The following is a 15,885-nucleotide window of genomic DNA, read 5'->3' as shown; positions in this document are numbered from 1 at the left end:
ATGGGCTCGATTGAAGGCGGGCGGCAGCGCGGTAGCGTTCGCCGTCACCGCGACGCGTTCCAGGTGCGAGTATCCGCCGGGAAGGACCCCGTGACAGGGGAACGAATCGTTCTAACGGAATCGGTGTCGATCGAGAAGCCGGGAAACGAGAGGTCCGAGCGGACCGCATTGAAGGAAGCGGAGAAGGTCAGGACGCGGCTTCAGCATGAAGCGGACTCCCTGAAAGTCGCCCGGACAAGGTCGACCTTCGGCGCGCTCCTCGATCAGTGGCTTCCGCAGGCCGAGATCGATCCCACGACCCGCATGAACTACGAGTGGATGATCAGGGATCACATCCGCCCTGTGCTCGGCGACCTTCCGTTGGTTCTGCTCATGCGTGACGCGCCTGAGCGCTTGGAGAAGTTTTACGCGGACTTGCGTCGTTGTCGCCAGCGTTGCGACGGAAAGCCGTTCGTCGAGCATCGGGTCGACGGTCAGCATGAGTGCCGAGTTGTGCTGAAACATTGTCGGCGACCTGGGCGACCGACTGCCGAGGAGTTGGCGAATCACAACTGCGATTCGGCGGGCTGTGAAACGGTCGAGTGCCGGCCACATGTGTGCAAGCCCTACTCGGCGTCGTCGATTCGTTCGATCCATGGCGTCATCAGCGGAGCGCTGAGTTCGGCTGTGCGTTGGAAGCGGATCCCATATAACCCGGCGCCGAGTGTTCGCCTGCCCGCCAAGCGGAAGACGCAACCTCGCCCGCCATCGAGCCAAGAGATGGCGCGGATAATCGAAGCCGCACACGAGGTCAGCCCCGAGTGGGGAACCTATGTCTGGCTGTCCGCGGTGACAGGTGCTCGCCGCGGCGAGGTCGCGGCGCTTCAGTGGAAGGACGTCGACCTCGATGCCGCGGTCGTGACTCTCGATGAGAACTACGTCCGTGGGCCGGACGGAATGATCCTCAAGGACACCAAGACTCACCAGGGAAGACGAGTGTCTCTTGACCCTGAGACCGTGCGGTTGCTCGAACAGCTCAGGGCTGCCACGATTCGGCAGCTGTCGAGCTTGGGGCTCGCACTGAGCGGTGAAACTTGGGTCTTCTCCGCGCAACCTGACTTCAGCAAGCCCCGGGACCCCAGTTCGATCACCCGCCGGTATGGCCGCCTCGTTGGGAAGCTCGGCGTGAAGACGCAGCTCAAGGAGCTACGTCACTATTCGGCGACACAGCTGCTTACCGCCGGCGTAGACCTTCGGACGGTAGCCGGTCGACTCGGACATGGGGACGGCAGTACCACGCTTCGGCATTACGCGGCGTGGGTCGGAGCTGCCGACAAAGCCGCGGCAGAAACGATCGGTAGCACGATGCCGAAGCTTCGGCAGCCCCGAGCTGCATCCGAAGACTAGGGGCTTACAGAACGACTGCCGCCAACGCCTTGTCGTCGCTGACCTTCGCTCGCGGGAGTGCATGGCCGTTTGGGTCGTCTCGTTTCTCCCAAACCGCGCAGATGTCCAGCACGTTTGCCAGCTCAGCTTCACTTCCGTGTGCCAAGCGTGCCCAGTTCGCGAGTCCTAAGTGGAGCATTGGACTGTAAGCGCCGTCCGTCGCGAGTACCGCCCACGAGATTTCTTTTCGTGGAACGGTCTGCACAACCGCGTGAAAGGCGGCATCCGGGTCTGCCTCGGCTATCCAGTACCCGCCCGCTCTGTTACGCCGCTTCCGCTGCTCGCGTTGCAATGCCGCGAGCAACTCGCGGTGCCGGGAGTCGTAGCCGTGGCCCGCTGCCACTCGTTCGCGGTAGGCCTTGTGCTCGGGAATCCCGAGCTTGGACAGTCGAGCGTCGGTCAGCATGTTGACCTCAACGCTGTCCGCGCCGTAGTAGATCGCACTGTCGCCTAAGCAGAGCAGATCGATATGGCTTTCGCGGGCGCGGAGCAGGCTGATCGTGCTGGACGGTGAGTTGCCTGGGTGAAGTCCGAGCCTGCTTGCGGTGTCTCGGATCGCGTCGGCGACGACCGTTCGCAGGTCGACGTCGTGCTCTTCCTCAAGGTTGGTCTGAATCGCGGCTGCGAGGTAGTCAACGTAGAGCGCCGTCGACACGTCAACGGGTTCGAAGGCGCTGGCTCCGTCGAGAACAAGCGCCATGCGCTCGTTTGCCAGCACCCGGTCCTGACTTTCCGAAGGGGGAGGCGTTTGAGCTGTAGCCGTCCGCATACACGTCACCACCTGTACGGGCCTGCGACCAGTTCGCTCGACGTAACCGTTGTGTCGCTTGAAAAGCTGCACTTGACGATCATGCTGAACGAGACGTCGCCTTGCTTCGTGAACAGATCTCTCACGTTTGTTTGCAGGTAGTGCAGCACGCCGCTGGAGCCGACCGCGGTGATGCCCGCCACGTGGATCACGACGCGATCTTCCTCGCGGTGTCGCGCGAAGTAGCCGAACTCTTCGTCGCGCGGAGGCTCTTCGAGTCGAGGTGAGAAGTAGTGCTCGCCCGAGTCGCGATCGTCGATTCGCCAGCGCTCGTCCTCGCGCGTGAAGCCGAGGTGGTTGTCGCGAGCGAGGAGCCGTGATCCGACGGGAGCTGAGCGCGGGCCGCAGATGACGATCGTGTCGCCTGCTGGCGGCGTCTCCAGATCCGGTTCGATATTGAAGGTCTCTGCGGCCAGCGAGAGGCTTGCAAGGATGCCTTCGGCCTGCGCTTGAGCGGTCATGTCCGCAGCGTCGACGTACGTCCGCATCCGGTGGTCGGTGCCGTGTCGGAGCGGAACTCCGACACTCACCGGTCCCACGCCAAAGAACGCGCGCTCCGGAGCAGGCGCACTGCCTCGGATTTGCGTGATCCGACCCTTCGTGATGCCGAGCGCTTTCGCGATCTCGGTGTAACTCAGGTTCAGGTCGCGGTGTGCTTCTTCGATCGCGGCTTTCCGCAAGCGGGACAACTCGGTGGCCCGTTGCTGGTAGTGCGTCTGTAGCGCCGCCGCGCGGCGCGCGCGGCGAATCGGATCGTTGTCCCCGCGCACAGCGTCGAAGTCATCCACATCCGCCATGGCCGTCAGTTTAGAGGGGGTTGACACCTCTCGCGGAGGGGGCCTACTCTGCCGTTTATCCCCCCTAAACAACGCGATGCCCAACATGCGGCTCACGAAGTTTAGGGGGAGTAAACACCGGGTGGAGTGGCCGCTCGGTCCAGGGGAAGGGCTCTCACGTGGACAACGCAGTTCAGGCAGGTCGATCGCCGGAAAAGCCGTCGTTACCTGCGCACCTTCGAACCGAACCGACCTTCTACAACGTCGCTGAGGCAGCGGGACTGTTCCGCCTCGACCAGTCGACGATGTATCGCCATCTCCGTTCTGGCAGCTTTCCGGGGCTCAAGATCGGCGGGCGCTATGTCGTGCCCCGGGTCGTCGTCGAACGCCTGATCAGCGACGTGCTGGCCGTGGGCCAGTGCGTAGACGTCGCCGAATGGGCGTCGCGTTGGCGCGACCAGGCGGCCGCGGCTGGGGGTGCGGCCTGATGCGTACGTTCGGAGCGTTTTTGACGGCGGTCGTGTTGATCGCGCTGGGCAATTTGTTGAGTGACTGGCATGTGAAGGCCGCTGTGGTGTGGCCGTGGTTCGTGGTCGCGGGTGTAGCGGCCGGCGTGTTCGGTCTGGCGGAGCTGGTGCGGGGGAACGCGGCACGCCTGGTGACCGTGGCGGCCGGGTTGACCGGTTTGTCGGTGTGGTTCGCGGGCTGGGTTCCCGAGGAGACGCCGGGTTACAAGGTGTGGCCGTGGGGGCTGCTGATCGGTGGCCCGGTTCTGGCGGTCGCGGCGTTCGTGGGTCTGCGGGGCCGGAATGGTTCGGCGGGGCTGATCGGGAAGTGGTCGCGCCGGTCGCGCCGGAATGGTGGTGTGGCGTCGCGCTGGCAGATCTGGCGGGTGGCGTCGAAGTCCGCGATGCGCCGGAAGGCGAAGGTGCTGAAGCCGTCGCTGCGGAAGTCGCCGTGGTGGACGCGCCGCCGGGTTCCGGTGACCGGGTTCGCGACGGCGGTGGCGCGGGTGGGTTTCCAGCGGATCTGGTCGCCGGTGGAGGACGTGACGTTGCGGCTGGGTGGACCGCGGTCGGGGAAGACGGGGGAGCTGGCGTGCCGGATCCTCGACGCCCCGGGCGCGGTGATCGCCACCTCGACGCGGACGGACCTGATCGAGCTGACCGCGCAGCTGCGTGAGCAGCACGGCCCGGTGTTCGTGTTCAACCCGTCGGGGTTGGGGAAGCTGGACTCGACGATCGCGTTCGACCCGCTGGCCGGGTGCGCGAACCCGGTGACCGCGACCTACCGCGCGTCGGACCTGTTGCCCGATGGTGGCAGTGACGAGCGGGAGCACTGGGTGTCGCAGGCCCGCCGCGCGTTGGCTGCGCTGATGCACGCCGCCGCCCTGGGCGGCCTGGACATGGTGGATGTGCAGTCGTGGGTCGCGGACCCGGACGGTTCGGCGGATGAGGTGCTGCGGCTGCTGCGCCGCTCGCCGGAACCGGCGTTCGAGACCACCGCGCGGCAGTTCCTGAGCACGAACGACCGGACCCGGTCGTCGATCACCACGACGATCATGCCCGCCCTGGGGTGGCTGATCGACCCGACCGCGCGGGCCGCCGCGACGGGTGGCGCGTTCGACGTCGCCGAGCTGCTCGACAAGCGCGGCACCGTCTACATGCTCGGCGCCGAAGAGGGCCACACGGCCCCGCTGGTGGCGGCGCTGACCGCGCACATCGCCCGCGAGGCCCGCCGCATCGCGTCCGAGTCCGCCGGTGGGCGGCTGGACCCCGCGTTGACGATGGTGCTCGACGAGGCGGCGCTGATCTGCCCGGTTCCTTTGGACAACTGGACCTCGGACATGGGTGGCCGCAACGTCACCATCCACATCGGAGCCCAGTCCCGCGCGCAGCTGCGGAAGCGGTGGGGTGACACCGGGTGCGCGGCGATCCTGACGAACTCCTCGACGCTGCTGGTGCTGGCCAACCAGAAGGACCCCGACGACCTCCAGGCGTATTCGCTGCTGACCTCCGACCGGCACGAGATGGTCGCCACCGAGGACAACGACGGGCACGTCACCGGGCGGACCCCGCAGCGGGTGCCGGTGCTCTCGCCGGGGCAGATCTCGCAACTGCCGGAGTTGCACGCGGTGATCGTGCGGCGGGGGATGCCCGCTGCGATCGGGCGGCTCCAGATGGCGTGGAAGCGCCGCGACGTCAAGGCGATCGAGCGCCGTTGGCGCTACGCCGAGCTGATGATCCGGTGGGCTGACCGTCGCGAGCTGTGGCTCACGAAGGCCGGGGCGTTCGTCGACATGCTGGCCGACCGGGTCGAGCCGTGGGTCGCGCGTGCCCAGGACTGGGCCGCCACCCGCCGCGCCGCTCGGGTCGAGCCGGTCGTGCCGCCGCAGGCCGAGCACGAGGCCGGTGCCGTCCGGGTCGAGGCCGTGCGCCTGGACACCGAACCGGAGCCCGTCGCCGGCGACACCCGGAAGACGGATCCGCTGGCGGCGCTGGACGCCGAACTCGATGCGCACATCGCCGGGTCGGGCGAGTTCCCGGGCCGTGACGAGCGCGGGGAGGGCGGGAACCGATGAACCCGAACCCGCCTTTCGTCCCGGTCGACACGTTCCGGATTACGTCGGTGATCGAGCAGTTGGCCTACGAGTTCGCCGTGCACAGCGGCGAACCGCAGCGCCTGGTCGCGATGTTGGTGGAGATCATCGTGTGGCGCACGGTGAACGGTCAGCCCGCCGAGCAGATCGCCGCGTTCCTGAACGCGCACATCGCGCCCGGTGTGCGGGACGACTTCGTGGCCTGGGTGGTCTCCGAAACCGGCCGCCGTCTGGGCTCCATTTCGGGTGGGGGTGCGCGATGAAGCTGCACCTGCTCGCTCTGGTCGATTCGCAGCGGCTCCAGGTGACCGCCGAGTACCGGCGCGGCGAACCGTTCGCCGTCGCGCTGTCGTTCCCGATCGAACCGGACGAAGCCCGTTGGGTGCTGGGCCGGGAATTGCTCGAGGACGCCCTCAACACCGGTGCCGCCGGGATCGGTGACGTGCGGATCACCGCCCGCGGCGACCTCGTGGTGCTCGCGCTGTCCACTCCGGACGGTTCCGGTTCGGCGATCTTCCGCCGCGACGACCTCGCCGCGTTCCTCTCCCTGACCTACCTGATTGTCCCGGCCGGGACCGAGTCCGACGCAATCGACTGGTCGGCCGCCGCCGAGGTGTTCCCGGAGGTGACGTTCTGATGAGCGCCCCCACGGCACCGCGTGTGTGGCTCGCCGCCGGCGTCGCCGAGAAGCCCGCTCCGGCCGATCACCCGGTGGTCCGCGACGACCTGATGCACCTGTGGTTCCCGGGCGAGGACGGGCTGTGGCACACCGCCGACGGCCGTCACCACGCCGCCTGGACCGAACTTCACGCCCGCTTCGACCTCGTGGAGGTCCCCCGATGAACGGCAACGAGAAGAAAGAGCCCGAGTTCGCGACGTCGGCCGCGGTCGCTGGTCTGGCCCGTGAGGTCGAGGGCCTGCGCATGACGATGGAGGCGGTCACGCCGCTGCCGCAGCAGGTGGAAGCGCTGCACGATCTTGTCGAGTCGTTGCCGGAGCAGGTGACGAAGCTGGCGAAGGTCGTCAAGGGCCTGGTGGAGCAGCTCAACGACGAGGAGCCGGGGACGAAGACCCGGCCGTTGTCGTGGCTCGATCTGGCCGACGGCGAGGACACCGACGGTGTCGACGAGGCCCAGACGGTGCTCACGGAGCTGTCGCTGTGGCTGCCCCGGGTGTATCTGCGCTACCACGGCGCCGAGCTCCCGGAGTGCTGGTGGTGGCACCCCGACGTGGTCGAGGAACTGGTGTGCCTGATGCGGTCGTGGCTCGCGGCCTACGTCGACAAGGACGCCACCGTCGGCCGCGCCGCGGACTGGCACGACCGGTACCGGCCCGGTGTGGTGAAGCGGATCAAGGTGGCGACGGCGAACTGTTCGCTGGAGAACCACCAGGACGGCGGCACCCTGTGCCTGCCCGCACCTCGGGTTCCGTCCGGGACCGCGCTCGCGCCGATCGCCGGATGGTGGGGCGCCGCCCGTACCGAGACCGCGCCGGAACCGGACGCCGACGTCGTCGCTGATGCCCGCGCCGCCGAGGCCGCGCGCCGCCGCAACGGAGGTGTCCGGCGATGAGCGAATGGATGGATCAGCTGACCCAGGCCGCGACCCGGCTCGCGGCCGAGCGGTACCGCGATATCGCGTTCCTGCGCTCCACGGCCGCCGCCGGCGCCACCGACCCGGTGGTGCGGACACGGCTGGAACGCGAAGCCGCCGAGGCCACCGCCGCCGCCGAGGGCTACGACGCGAAGGCCGCCGAGATGGCCGACGACAACGAGCCGTGGGAGGAACAGGAGATCCAGCGGCTGGTTGATCAGACTCGCGTGGCCGCAACCCACGACGTCCTCGACGATGTCGGCGAAACGGCCGGGCAGCTGCGGCAGCGCGAGATCGCCGACGCGACCATGCGGTCCTATCAGGCCTGGCAGCAGGACGGCGTCCCGGCGGAGGAGATCGCGCAGCGGCTGGAGCGAGTCTCCCCGATCGGCGCGAAGGCCGTCCGCGACTACGAACAGCTGATCACCATCGGCTACGAGCCCGACGACGCACGGGCGATCGCCGCCGACACCGCCGCCCAGGACCCCATTCCCACGGACGCCGCCGTCGTCGAGGACGCAGCTGCCGAGCACGCGGTGGCCCACGACACCGGAGAGGAGTCCACTGTGGATACCAACGAACCGGGAATTTCCGCGCAGGCCGAAGCCGCTGCCGTCCGGCGGCGCAACGACGAGGAGCTGTACCAGTCCCAGGTCGAGCAGCGCTACCAAGCCCTGATCAGGGACGGGGTCGACATGGTCACCGCCCTTCGTCGGGCGGAGGACGAAGCCGCCCAGAACTGGCAGGTCGAGCCCTGGTCCGCGGTCATGCCGCGCGGAACCCGGCCAGTGGCCGACACCGCCACCGCCGAGGTTCCGGATCAGCTGGCCCAGGCTGGGACCCGGCTCGCCGCCGAGCGGTACCGCCACGTCGCGTCCCTGCGCTCCACGGCCGCGGCCAGCGCCACCGACCCGGAGGTGCGGGCGCGGCTGGAACGCGAGGCCGCCGAGGCCACCGCCACCGCCGACAGCCACGACGCGAAGGCCGCCGAGATGGCCGCCGGCAACGAGCCGGGGGAGGAACAGGAGATCCAGCGGCTGGTGGACCAGACCCACGTGGCCACGCCCCATGACGTCCTCGACGAGGCCGCTGAAATCGAGGCACCCGAGGTTCCCGAGCAGGCCCCGGAACCGGGCGGCTGGATCGAGCGAAACCTGCCTGCCCAGGACGCCGGCGTGACCACGAGCCTGCCGGACATGGACTTGCGGACAGCGCTCGAGCTGGTCACCGAGGACAGCCGTATCGAGTCCGGCGACGAGGGTCTGACCGCTCGCGAGGCCGCCGCCATGGCGCGGGAACTAGACGTGGAAGACATCCATGGCGTCGTCGAGAGCGCTGCGACCCGCACCGCCTATCGCACCGTGCTGAATGCCGCCGACGCGGACGTCGACCAGGCTCTCGCGCAGCTGTCGACCGCACCGTCCGACGACGGCCAGGCGAACGAGTGGCCGGTCGTGGACCAGGACGACACCAGCCAGGTCACCAATGACGCCGACGACGTGGTCGACCGGATCGACCAGGTCCTCGACGAGGACGTTCTGCCGGTCTCCGACCGGGAGGAGATGGAACGCGCACGGGATGCGGTGCGGAGCCTGCCGGATGGGCCGATCACGGACGAAGACCTGGCACGAGCAGGCGTCACGCCCGAGCAGTACGACCGGCTCATGATCGAGGAACGGGCACCCGAGGTCGACCGTGCTCCGGAAGCGGGCAGCTGGATCGACCGCAACCTTCCGGCTCCTGCTGCTGAATACCCCGAGGACTCGACGTACGAACGAGACGAGGGCGATCGATTACAGGACCTGATCGAGGCCCGCGAAGACGAGCTTGAGGCCGACGAGCGCGACGCCACGGAATACGTGCTGGACAGCATCGACGAGGTGCTCGCCGAGGAGCGCGGCTACGCCCTGGTCGAGGAGAGATCCGGGCGTGAGAACACGAACGACGACGTTGACGAGAGTCCAGCGGCGGACTCCGAGGCTGCGCCGCTGGCGGAACGGATGGCCGAGTGCGAACAGGCCGTGGACGACGTTGTCGAGTCCGTCGAGTCCGTCGAGTCCGTCGAGGACGTGGCCGACGAGTACGACGAGGACGAGGACCGCGCCGAGCGCTGCGCGCACTGGAACAGCGAGGACGAGGACGTCGAGGACGACGACCTGGACGACTACATCGCCGAGGGGTGGTAGCGATGAGCAAGTCCACGAGCACGTGGGCGACGGCGGGGTTCTGGTTGCCGGGTCTAGTGGTGGCGATCTGCGCCGCGGTCGCGACCGCGCACGGCCTGTTCGAGGTCGTGGTGGCGTCCGGGGTGCTGGCGAGTATCGCGTGGACCTACCCGGTGATCACCGACGGTCTGGCGATCGTGGCCTACGTGGCGACGTCGCGGTTGTCCGGTGCGGGGCGTCGGTACGCGTGGGCGGTGGTGATCCTCGCGGCCGGGCTGTCCGGGTTGGCGCAGGCGATCTACTTCGTCGGCGGGTTCACCGCGCCCACGCCGGGCTCGGCGGGGAATCCGCCGCCGGAGTTGCTGCGGTTCTGGGTGGGGGCGTGGCCGGCGATCGCGGCGGCGATCGTGGCGCACCTGCTGTTCATGCTCAGCGAGCTTCGCGGCAGCCGGAAGGCGTCCACCGCACCGGACACGAGCACCGGCCAGGCATCCGAGGGTGTCGCCGCGAGTGCCACCACCGTCCCGCATCCGACAGCTTTCCATGCGCAGTCCGTCCAGCTGGACCGTCCGGAGCGTGTCTCCGTCCAGTCGTCGTCCGTCCAATCCGGGCGTGTCCAGCCGAGGCCGTTGGATGAGTCCGCGACCGACGAGCCGTCTGAACGTCCAGTCCCGCCACCGTCTTCCGTTCAGCCGGAGCGGCCTGTGTCGCGTGGCGCGGTGGAGCCGACGCCGGAGCGTCCAGCGGTGGTGCCGTCGTCGCCGAAGCGGGACCGCGCCTTGCATGAGGCCCGCAAGCATCAGGCGCTGCACGGCAGTCTGCCGACCGTCGATCAGCTCGCCGAAACGGCCGAGGTCTCCCGAGGTACCGCCGGAACCGTCCTCAAAGAACTCCGGGAACAGCCTCACCATCTGCATGTCATCACCAACCTCAGCGCCACCAAGGCCAACTCATGATCAGCAAGTCACCCAGCAGCACAACGCAAGTCAGTAAGCCACGAATTCAGCCCAAGACACCTATCAGCACCTCACCCAGCAAGTACTCACCGATCCAAAGAAGGAATGCACACCTAGGCATCACGATCTGTCGGGCCGGTGCGCCCTGGCGGGCGCCCGGGAACACGACCACCGTTGTTGATCTTCAAGGCCCGCGTGTTGATCTTGTGAGGGGGTTGTGATGCTGTCGATTTCGACGGGGTACTCGGTCGATTACGTCCTCGACGAGATCGCGAAGGGCCGGGAGAACTACTACACGGGTGCGGTGTCGGAGGGGGAGCCGCCGGGCCGCTGGTACGGCGGCGGCGCGGAGAAACTCGGCCTGACGGGGCTGGTCGACGAGCAGGATATGCGCGCGGTGTTCGAGCAGTTCATCGATCCGCGTGACGAGGCGTTCAGCGATCCAGCCCGGTGGGCGGAGGCGTCCACTCTGGGTCACACGGGGCGGAAGTATCCAACGGCGGACGAGTTGTACGCGGCCGCGTTGGACGCCGAGCCGGGCGCGACGGCTGAACGTCGCGAGCAGTTGCGGTTGGACGCGAACAAGTCCGCGCGCCGCAATGTCCCGTTTCTGGACGTGACGTTCAGCGTCCAGAAGTCGGTGACCGTCTTGCACACCGCGTTCGAGGCGCAGCAAGTGAACGCCGCCCGGACGGCTGGACGATTGAACGACGCGCTCGCCGCCGCCACGGCGGCGGGCGCGTCCCCGGCCGAACTCGCCGAGATTGCCCGCCAGCGCGACGACGCCCGCACCGCGGCGGCGTCGTGGGCGGCGCACCGGGACGCGGTCGAGGACGCGATCTGGGCCGGGAACCGGGCGTCGCTGGATTACCTCGCCGAGCACGCCGGCTACTCCCGGGTGGGGCACCATGGCGGGGCCGCGGGTCGGTTCATCGACGCGCACGACTGGGTGATCGCGTCGTTCTTCCAGCACGATTCCCGCAACCACGATCCGCAGCTGCACATCCACAACCCGATCCTGAACCGTGTCCAGGGCGCGGACGGGAAGTGGCGGACGCTGGACTCGAAAGCGATCCACAAGTTCCGGGGCGCCGCGGCGGCGGTGGGGGAGCGCACCACCGAGGAACACCTCGCCCGCGCGCTCGGCGTGCGGGTGGCGACCCGCCCGGACGGGAAGGCCCGCGAGATCGTGGGCATGGACCAGCGGGCGATGGACCTGTTCAGCTCCCGCCGCCGCGCGGTGACGAAGAAGACCGCCGCCCTGGTCGAGGCGTTCGAGGCGAAGTTCGGGCGGGAGCCGAACTCGCTGGAACTGGACCGCTTGCAGCGGCAGGCGACGTTCGCCACGCGCAAGGCGAAGTCCCACGACGGCGAAACCACCGAGGCGCGCCTGGAGCGGTGGGACCGCGAGCTGCGCGCCGAGATCGCGGGCGGCCTGGAAGGCGTGGCCCGCGAGGTGCTGAACCTCGCGCACGGTCCGCGCGAGGCCGCGCAGTGGTCGCCGGACGAGGTGTTGAAGACCGCGCTGGCGGACGTGCAGTCCACAAAGGCCGGATGGACCGCACCGGACCTGACCCGCGCGATCTCCGACGCGCTCCCGGACCAGCTCGGCGACCTGGACGGTGTCCAGGTCGCGCGGCTGCTGGACACCCTCACCGCCGAGGGCGTGAAGCTGGCGACGCCGCTGTCGTCGAACCGGCCCGGCGTCGCCGTCCTGCCCGACGTGCTGAAACTCGCCGACGGGCGTTCGGCCTACGCCGCCCCGGCCGGGCAGCTGTACGCGACCCCGGAACATGTTCACACCGAACGCGCGCTCGCCGCCGCCACCGCCCGGGGCGGCGCCCCGGCGCTGGATGTGTCCGACGTGGACGGATTCGTGTCGGCGCTGGCCGACGCGGGGATGGTGCTGGGCGCGGACCAGGCTGCCGCGGTGCGCGGCGTGCTGACCTCCGGCGCGGCGGTGGAGTCGCTGGTCGGCCCGGCCGGGACCGGGAAGTCCTTTGTGGTCGGCGCGCTGGCGAAAGCGTGGCAGGACAACGACTTGTGGGGCGGCCAGTCCCGCCGCGTCGTGGGCTTGGCGTCGAGTCAGGTCGCGACCGACGTCCTCGCCGGTGAGGGGCTGACCGCGCGGAACATCGCGCGGTGGCTCGGGGTGCAGGAGAAGCTCGCCGAGGGCTCGACCCACCCCGAGCACCTCGAATGGAAGCTCAACCCAGGCGACCTGGTCATGGTCGACGAGTCCGCCATGGCCAACACCGCCGACCTCGCCCGCATCCACCGCCACGTCGAGGCGGCGGGGGCGAAACTGCTGCTGACCGGCGACCACCGGCAGCTCGCCGCCGTCGGCGCCGGAGGCGGCATGGACCTCATGGCCACCGCCGGCGCCGCCTACGAGCTGACCGAGGTCCGCCGGTTCCAGGCCGAGTGGGAACGGTCGGCGTCGCTGCGGCTGCGCGACGGCGACGAGACCGTGCTCGGCGACTACCACAAGCACGGCCGGATCCTCGACGGCGGAACACGCGAACAAGCCGAAGCCGCGGCCGGAAAGGCGTGGCTCGCGGACACCCTCGCGGGAAAGCACTCGATCCTGATCGTGGACACCAACGAGCAGGCCGCGCACCTGTCCGCCGAACTCCGCAACGAACTCGTCCGGCTCGGCAAAGTCGCCGAAACCGGGGTGCCGCTGGGGATGCAGGGCACCTACGCCGGCGTCGGGGACCTGGTCCAGGCCCGCCGCAACGGCTGGCACCTCACGGGGTTCGACGGCAACCCGGAGGCGCCGATCAACCGCAAGCAGTACCGCGTCCTCGACACCCGCGACGACGGCGGCCTCATCGTCGCCCGCGTCCTCGGACACGAGGACGGTGTCGGCGAGGTGCTGGGGGAGCGGATCACGCTGCCTGGCGCCTACGTGTCGGAGCATGTGGCGCTGGGCTACGCCTCGACCGTCCACAGTGCTCAGGGACTCACCGTCGACACCAGTCACGCCGTCGTGACCGAGGCGACCGGTCAGGAATCCCTCTACGTCGGGCTCACCCGTGGCCGCGAGGGCAACACCGCGCACGTGACGACGCTGGCAGTCCCGGCCGACGCGACCGAGGGCGCGGCGTTGCAGGCGGTGAAACGCAGTCCGGCCGCGGTGCTGGCCGCCGCGTTCGACGGCACCGGCCCGCAACGGTCCGCGCTGGCCGAGGCGACCGAGGCGGCGGCGGACAACGACGCGATCCGTACCCCGGCCGAACTCCTCGCTGACGCCACTGAGCTCGCTACCGCTGGACGCACCCAGCGGTGGCTCGACGAGCTGGTGGAAGAAGGGAAGCTGACGGAGAACCAGCGCGCGAGGATCGCCGCCGAGGACGGCGGCCCCACGCTCGCGCGGCTGCTACGCCGCGCCGAACTCGCCGGGCACGACCCACGCGAAGTCCTCGACCACGCCGTCACCGCCCGGACCTTGTCCGGATCGCGGCAGCTGACGAACGTCATCCACCACCGGATCACCGACACCGTCACCCTCGACCCCGTCGGCGATTCCTACGCCGACTGGCTACCCAAGGTCGACGACTCCCAATGGGCTACCTACCTGCGCACGCTGGCCGACACTGCGGATGCTCGCCGTCTGGAGCTGGGTGAGCAGCTGGCGGCGGAGCCGCAGCAGTGGGCGATCGAGGCGTTCGGACCGGTGCCGGAGGATCCCGCCCTGGTGAAGGAGTGGAGCAAGCAGGCCGGAATGGTCGCGGCGCACCGCGAGCTGACCGGCCACGAGGACGAGGAGACCGCGCTGGGCCCGGCCCCGAAGTCCGGCCAGGTCGAGGCGTACGCGTCGTGGCGCTCGGCCTGGCGCGTCCTCGGACGTCCGGAGTCCGGGCGGGACGAGCTGGAGATGTCCGACGGCCAGCTGCTGGTCCGGATGCGGGCGTGGGAACGGGAGAAGGCGTGGGGGCCGGAGTTCGTCGGCCAGGAACTCGCCGGAACCCACCAAGCCCTCGACGCCCGACGCCGGGACGCGGCCATGCGCCGCGCCGAGGCCGACGCCGCGGCCGACGAAGAGGAGCGGGAGCGGATGCTCCAGGAGGCGGCCGAGGCCGAGGCGCTCGCCGACACCCTCGCCGCTCGCGCGGCCGAGCTGGAAGGCGCCGACGAGGCGCGGGCGCTGTGGTACGCCCACACCGCCGAGACCCGCGCCGCGGCCGACCGCGCCAGCGCGGAAATCTCCGCCCGCAACCTCGACACCACACCCGCGCCGCTGGTCACCGCCGACGAGTGGCTCGACGTCCACCACGAGCACATGGCCGCTGAGGACGTCCACCGCGAGGTCACCGCCGACCACGACCTCACCGACGTCGCCCAGCAGCGCGCCGCCGACGTCGACACCGTCACCACCGCCGACGACGTCGAGGGCGTGATCGCGGAGGTCGAGGTGGCCGACGTGCGCGAGGTCGCGGCCGCCGAGGACCCGGTCGTCGAGTCCGACGAGGTCCGGGTGCCGACGGCCGAAGAGACCGCAGGAGCAGTCGAGCAGGCACAGCGCGCGCTCAAGGAGATCGCCGCCCGCCAGGCCGCCGAGGAACGGCACGCCGAAGAGGAAGCCCAGGCGGCGGAGCTCTACCGCCGCCACTCCAGCGACGCCGCCGACGCGGCCGAGCAGGCCGACGCCGACGGCGCGGTGTACGGGCGATGAGCGAGTCTGGGATTTGAGGCCCCAGAGATGACTGCCTTGAGGAGGTTCCGGGGAGTGCTAGGCAGCTCTCTTCCTTGCCCGGCATTACCTGCTGCTCGACCTGCAGCCAAATGCTAGCTGGTAATTCTCGTGGGTCTAAGCGAATTAACTGGTCAGCCCTGAGAGTGGGCGGGGACGTCGAGCGGCGGAACGCCGCTGCGGTGCCACGCCCACTCCAGGGTGGCCACGATCGAATCGAGCCAGCCGGGCCGGTTCGCGACGTAGCCGGGAACCGGCCGGCGCAGCGCGAGACACTGAGCGGCCAGGCATTCCGCTTCGATGGTCTCTTCGTGCGCGAGCCCGGTTCGCTCCGTGATTGGGGCGTAGGCGAGGAACGTGCGGCCGGTTTCGAGGCGGACGGCCGCACAGGCGATCCAGCGGCACACGTCGACCACGCCGAGAGCCGCCCAGGTGCGCTCGCGGTCGTACTGGCGTTCCGCAGCGAGCCACAGACGCGCGAACTCCACCACCGGGACCCGCACGTTGCCGTGGGGGATCCGGTCGAAGTCGCGTCCGGTCAGCTCCATGGAATCCATGGTGACACGCGCCCCCGACAGAAACCGTCCACCGACCGGGGCAATCCGCCGGCGCACGGTCGCCTTCACCGATGACCGCCCTCTGCGGGCGGAACAAGGTCCGCGCAAGCGCGGACTGTGCTTTTGAGCTTCGCAGCCCGGCTTAGCACGGCCCCAACCTCACGGTAAAGGGGCGCATTCCAAAAACTTTTTGAGCGCGAAAAGCGTGCGCTCAAAAACTTTTCGGCCTGACCCCTTGACCGCGAGCCTCTGGGGCCGCGCGGTGCGCCGAAAAGGGGCAGCGGCAGAGCCGACGCCCCGCCCTACGGGCA

General features: G+C 69.3%; 13 protein-coding genes. 10 read left to right on the top strand and 3 right to left on the bottom strand.

Annotated features, from left to right (window positions below):
* Complete coding sequence (locus DL991_RS21285; protein WP_233598936.1) at positions 1 to 1,386, top strand: site-specific integrase; 1,386 nt, start codon at positions 1 to 3, stop codon at positions 1,384 to 1,386.
* 4 nt (positions 1,387 to 1,390) lie between these two features.
* On the opposite strand, the gene DL991_RS21280 is transcribed toward DL991_RS21285, so the two are convergent.
* Positions 1,391 to 2,143: a protein phosphatase 2C domain-containing protein gene (locus DL991_RS21280; protein ID WP_158634445.1), complete on the bottom strand. Its 753-nt coding sequence runs from the start codon at positions 2,141 to 2,143 to the stop codon at positions 1,391 to 1,393.
* 56 nt (positions 2,144 to 2,199) lie between these two features.
* A complete protein-coding gene (locus tag DL991_RS21275) occupies positions 2,200 to 3,030 on the bottom strand; it encodes a hypothetical protein (protein ID WP_125786096.1) in 831 nt (276 codons plus the stop codon).
* 158 nt (positions 3,031 to 3,188) lie between these two features.
* Here DL991_RS21275 and DL991_RS21270 point away from each other — a divergent pair, with 158 nt between their 5' ends.
* The 9 genes from DL991_RS21270 to mobF all read left to right on the top strand — a co-directional run bounded on the left by DL991_RS21270 (position 3,189) and on the right by mobF (position 14,999).
* A complete protein-coding gene (locus tag DL991_RS21270; RefSeq protein WP_125786095.1) occupies positions 3,189 to 3,497 on the top strand; it encodes a helix-turn-helix domain-containing protein in 309 nt (102 codons plus the stop codon).
* Positions 3,497 to 5,590: a type IV secretory system conjugative DNA transfer family protein gene (locus DL991_RS21265; protein WP_158634444.1), complete on the top strand. Its 2,094-nt coding sequence runs from the start codon at positions 3,497 to 3,499 to the stop codon at positions 5,588 to 5,590. The genes DL991_RS21270 and DL991_RS21265 overlap by 1 nt, the downstream gene beginning before the upstream one ends.
* On the top strand, positions 5,587 to 5,871 hold the full coding sequence (locus DL991_RS42675; RefSeq protein WP_158634443.1) for a hypothetical protein: 285 nt from the start codon (positions 5,587 to 5,589) through the stop codon (positions 5,869 to 5,871). The genes DL991_RS21265 and DL991_RS42675 overlap by 4 nt, the downstream gene beginning before the upstream one ends.
* Positions 5,868 to 6,245 (top strand): SsgA family sporulation/cell division regulator, encoded by a 378-nt coding sequence (locus DL991_RS42670; protein ID WP_158634442.1) that lies wholly within the window; start codon positions 5,868 to 5,870, stop codon positions 6,243 to 6,245. The genes DL991_RS42675 and DL991_RS42670 overlap by 4 nt, the downstream gene beginning before the upstream one ends.
* On the top strand, positions 6,245 to 6,451 hold the full coding sequence (locus tag DL991_RS21255; protein ID WP_125786092.1) for a hypothetical protein: 207 nt from the start codon (positions 6,245 to 6,247) through the stop codon (positions 6,449 to 6,451). The genes DL991_RS42670 and DL991_RS21255 overlap by 1 nt, the downstream gene beginning before the upstream one ends.
* Positions 6,448 to 7,179 (top strand): hypothetical protein, encoded by a 732-nt coding sequence (locus tag DL991_RS21250; protein ID WP_125786091.1) that lies wholly within the window; start codon positions 6,448 to 6,450, stop codon positions 7,177 to 7,179. The genes DL991_RS21255 and DL991_RS21250 overlap by 4 nt, the downstream gene beginning before the upstream one ends.
* A complete protein-coding gene (locus DL991_RS42665; RefSeq protein ID WP_158634441.1) occupies positions 7,176 to 9,386 on the top strand; it encodes a hypothetical protein in 2,211 nt (736 codons plus the stop codon). The genes DL991_RS21250 and DL991_RS42665 overlap by 4 nt, the downstream gene beginning before the upstream one ends.
* A 2-nt stretch (positions 9,387 to 9,388) precedes the next feature.
* Positions 9,389 to 10,321, top strand: a complete 933-nt coding sequence (locus DL991_RS21240; RefSeq protein ID WP_125786090.1) for a hypothetical protein — start codon at positions 9,389 to 9,391, stop codon at positions 10,319 to 10,321.
* Positions 10,322 to 10,541: 220 nt separating this feature from the next.
* Positions 10,542 to 14,999: a MobF family relaxase gene (gene mobF / locus DL991_RS21235; RefSeq protein ID WP_125786089.1), complete on the top strand. Its 4,458-nt coding sequence runs from the start codon at positions 10,542 to 10,544 to the stop codon at positions 14,997 to 14,999.
* Between the two features lie 152 nt (positions 15,000 to 15,151).
* On the opposite strand, the gene DL991_RS21230 is transcribed toward mobF, so the two are convergent.
* Positions 15,152 to 15,565: a hypothetical protein gene (locus tag DL991_RS21230; RefSeq protein WP_125786088.1), complete on the bottom strand. Its 414-nt coding sequence runs from the start codon at positions 15,563 to 15,565 to the stop codon at positions 15,152 to 15,154.
* Between the last annotated feature and the right edge of the window lie 320 nt (positions 15,566 to 15,885).

Origin of the sequence: Amycolatopsis sp. WAC 01375, from assembly GCF_003947325.1 — a bacterium.
GTDB lineage: Bacteria > Actinomycetota > Actinomycetes > Mycobacteriales > Pseudonocardiaceae > Amycolatopsis.
Note: the sequence above shows the minus strand (reverse complement) of the source record. Positions and strands in the feature narration are given on the sequence as shown.

Coding starts and splice junctions, on each gene's coding strand:
- DL991_RS21255 (WP_125786092.1), top strand. CDS start 6,245: ATGAGCGCCCCCACGGCACCGCGTGTGTGGCTCGCCGCCGGCGTCGCC.
- DL991_RS21285 (WP_233598936.1), top strand. CDS start 1: ATGGGCTCGATTGAAGGCGGGCGGCAGCGCGGTAGCGTTCGCCGTCAC.
- DL991_RS21240 (WP_125786090.1), top strand. CDS start 9,389: ATGAGCAAGTCCACGAGCACGTGGGCGACGGCGGGGTTCTGGTTGCCG.
- mobF (WP_125786089.1), top strand. CDS start 10,542: ATGCTGTCGATTTCGACGGGGTACTCGGTCGATTACGTCCTCGACGAG.
- DL991_RS21250 (WP_125786091.1), top strand. CDS start 6,448: ATGAACGGCAACGAGAAGAAAGAGCCCGAGTTCGCGACGTCGGCCGCG.
- DL991_RS21265 (WP_158634444.1), top strand. CDS start 3,497: ATGCGTACGTTCGGAGCGTTTTTGACGGCGGTCGTGTTGATCGCGCTG.
- DL991_RS42670 (WP_158634442.1), top strand. CDS start 5,868: ATGAAGCTGCACCTGCTCGCTCTGGTCGATTCGCAGCGGCTCCAGGTG.
- DL991_RS21275 (WP_125786096.1), bottom strand. CDS start 3,030: ATGGCGGATGTGGATGACTTCGACGCTGTGCGCGGGGACAACGATCCG.
- DL991_RS21230 (WP_125786088.1), bottom strand. CDS start 15,565: ATGGAGCTGACCGGACGCGACTTCGACCGGATCCCCCACGGCAACGTG.
- DL991_RS42665 (WP_158634441.1), top strand. CDS start 7,176: ATGAGCGAATGGATGGATCAGCTGACCCAGGCCGCGACCCGGCTCGCG.
- DL991_RS42675 (WP_158634443.1), top strand. CDS start 5,587: ATGAACCCGAACCCGCCTTTCGTCCCGGTCGACACGTTCCGGATTACG.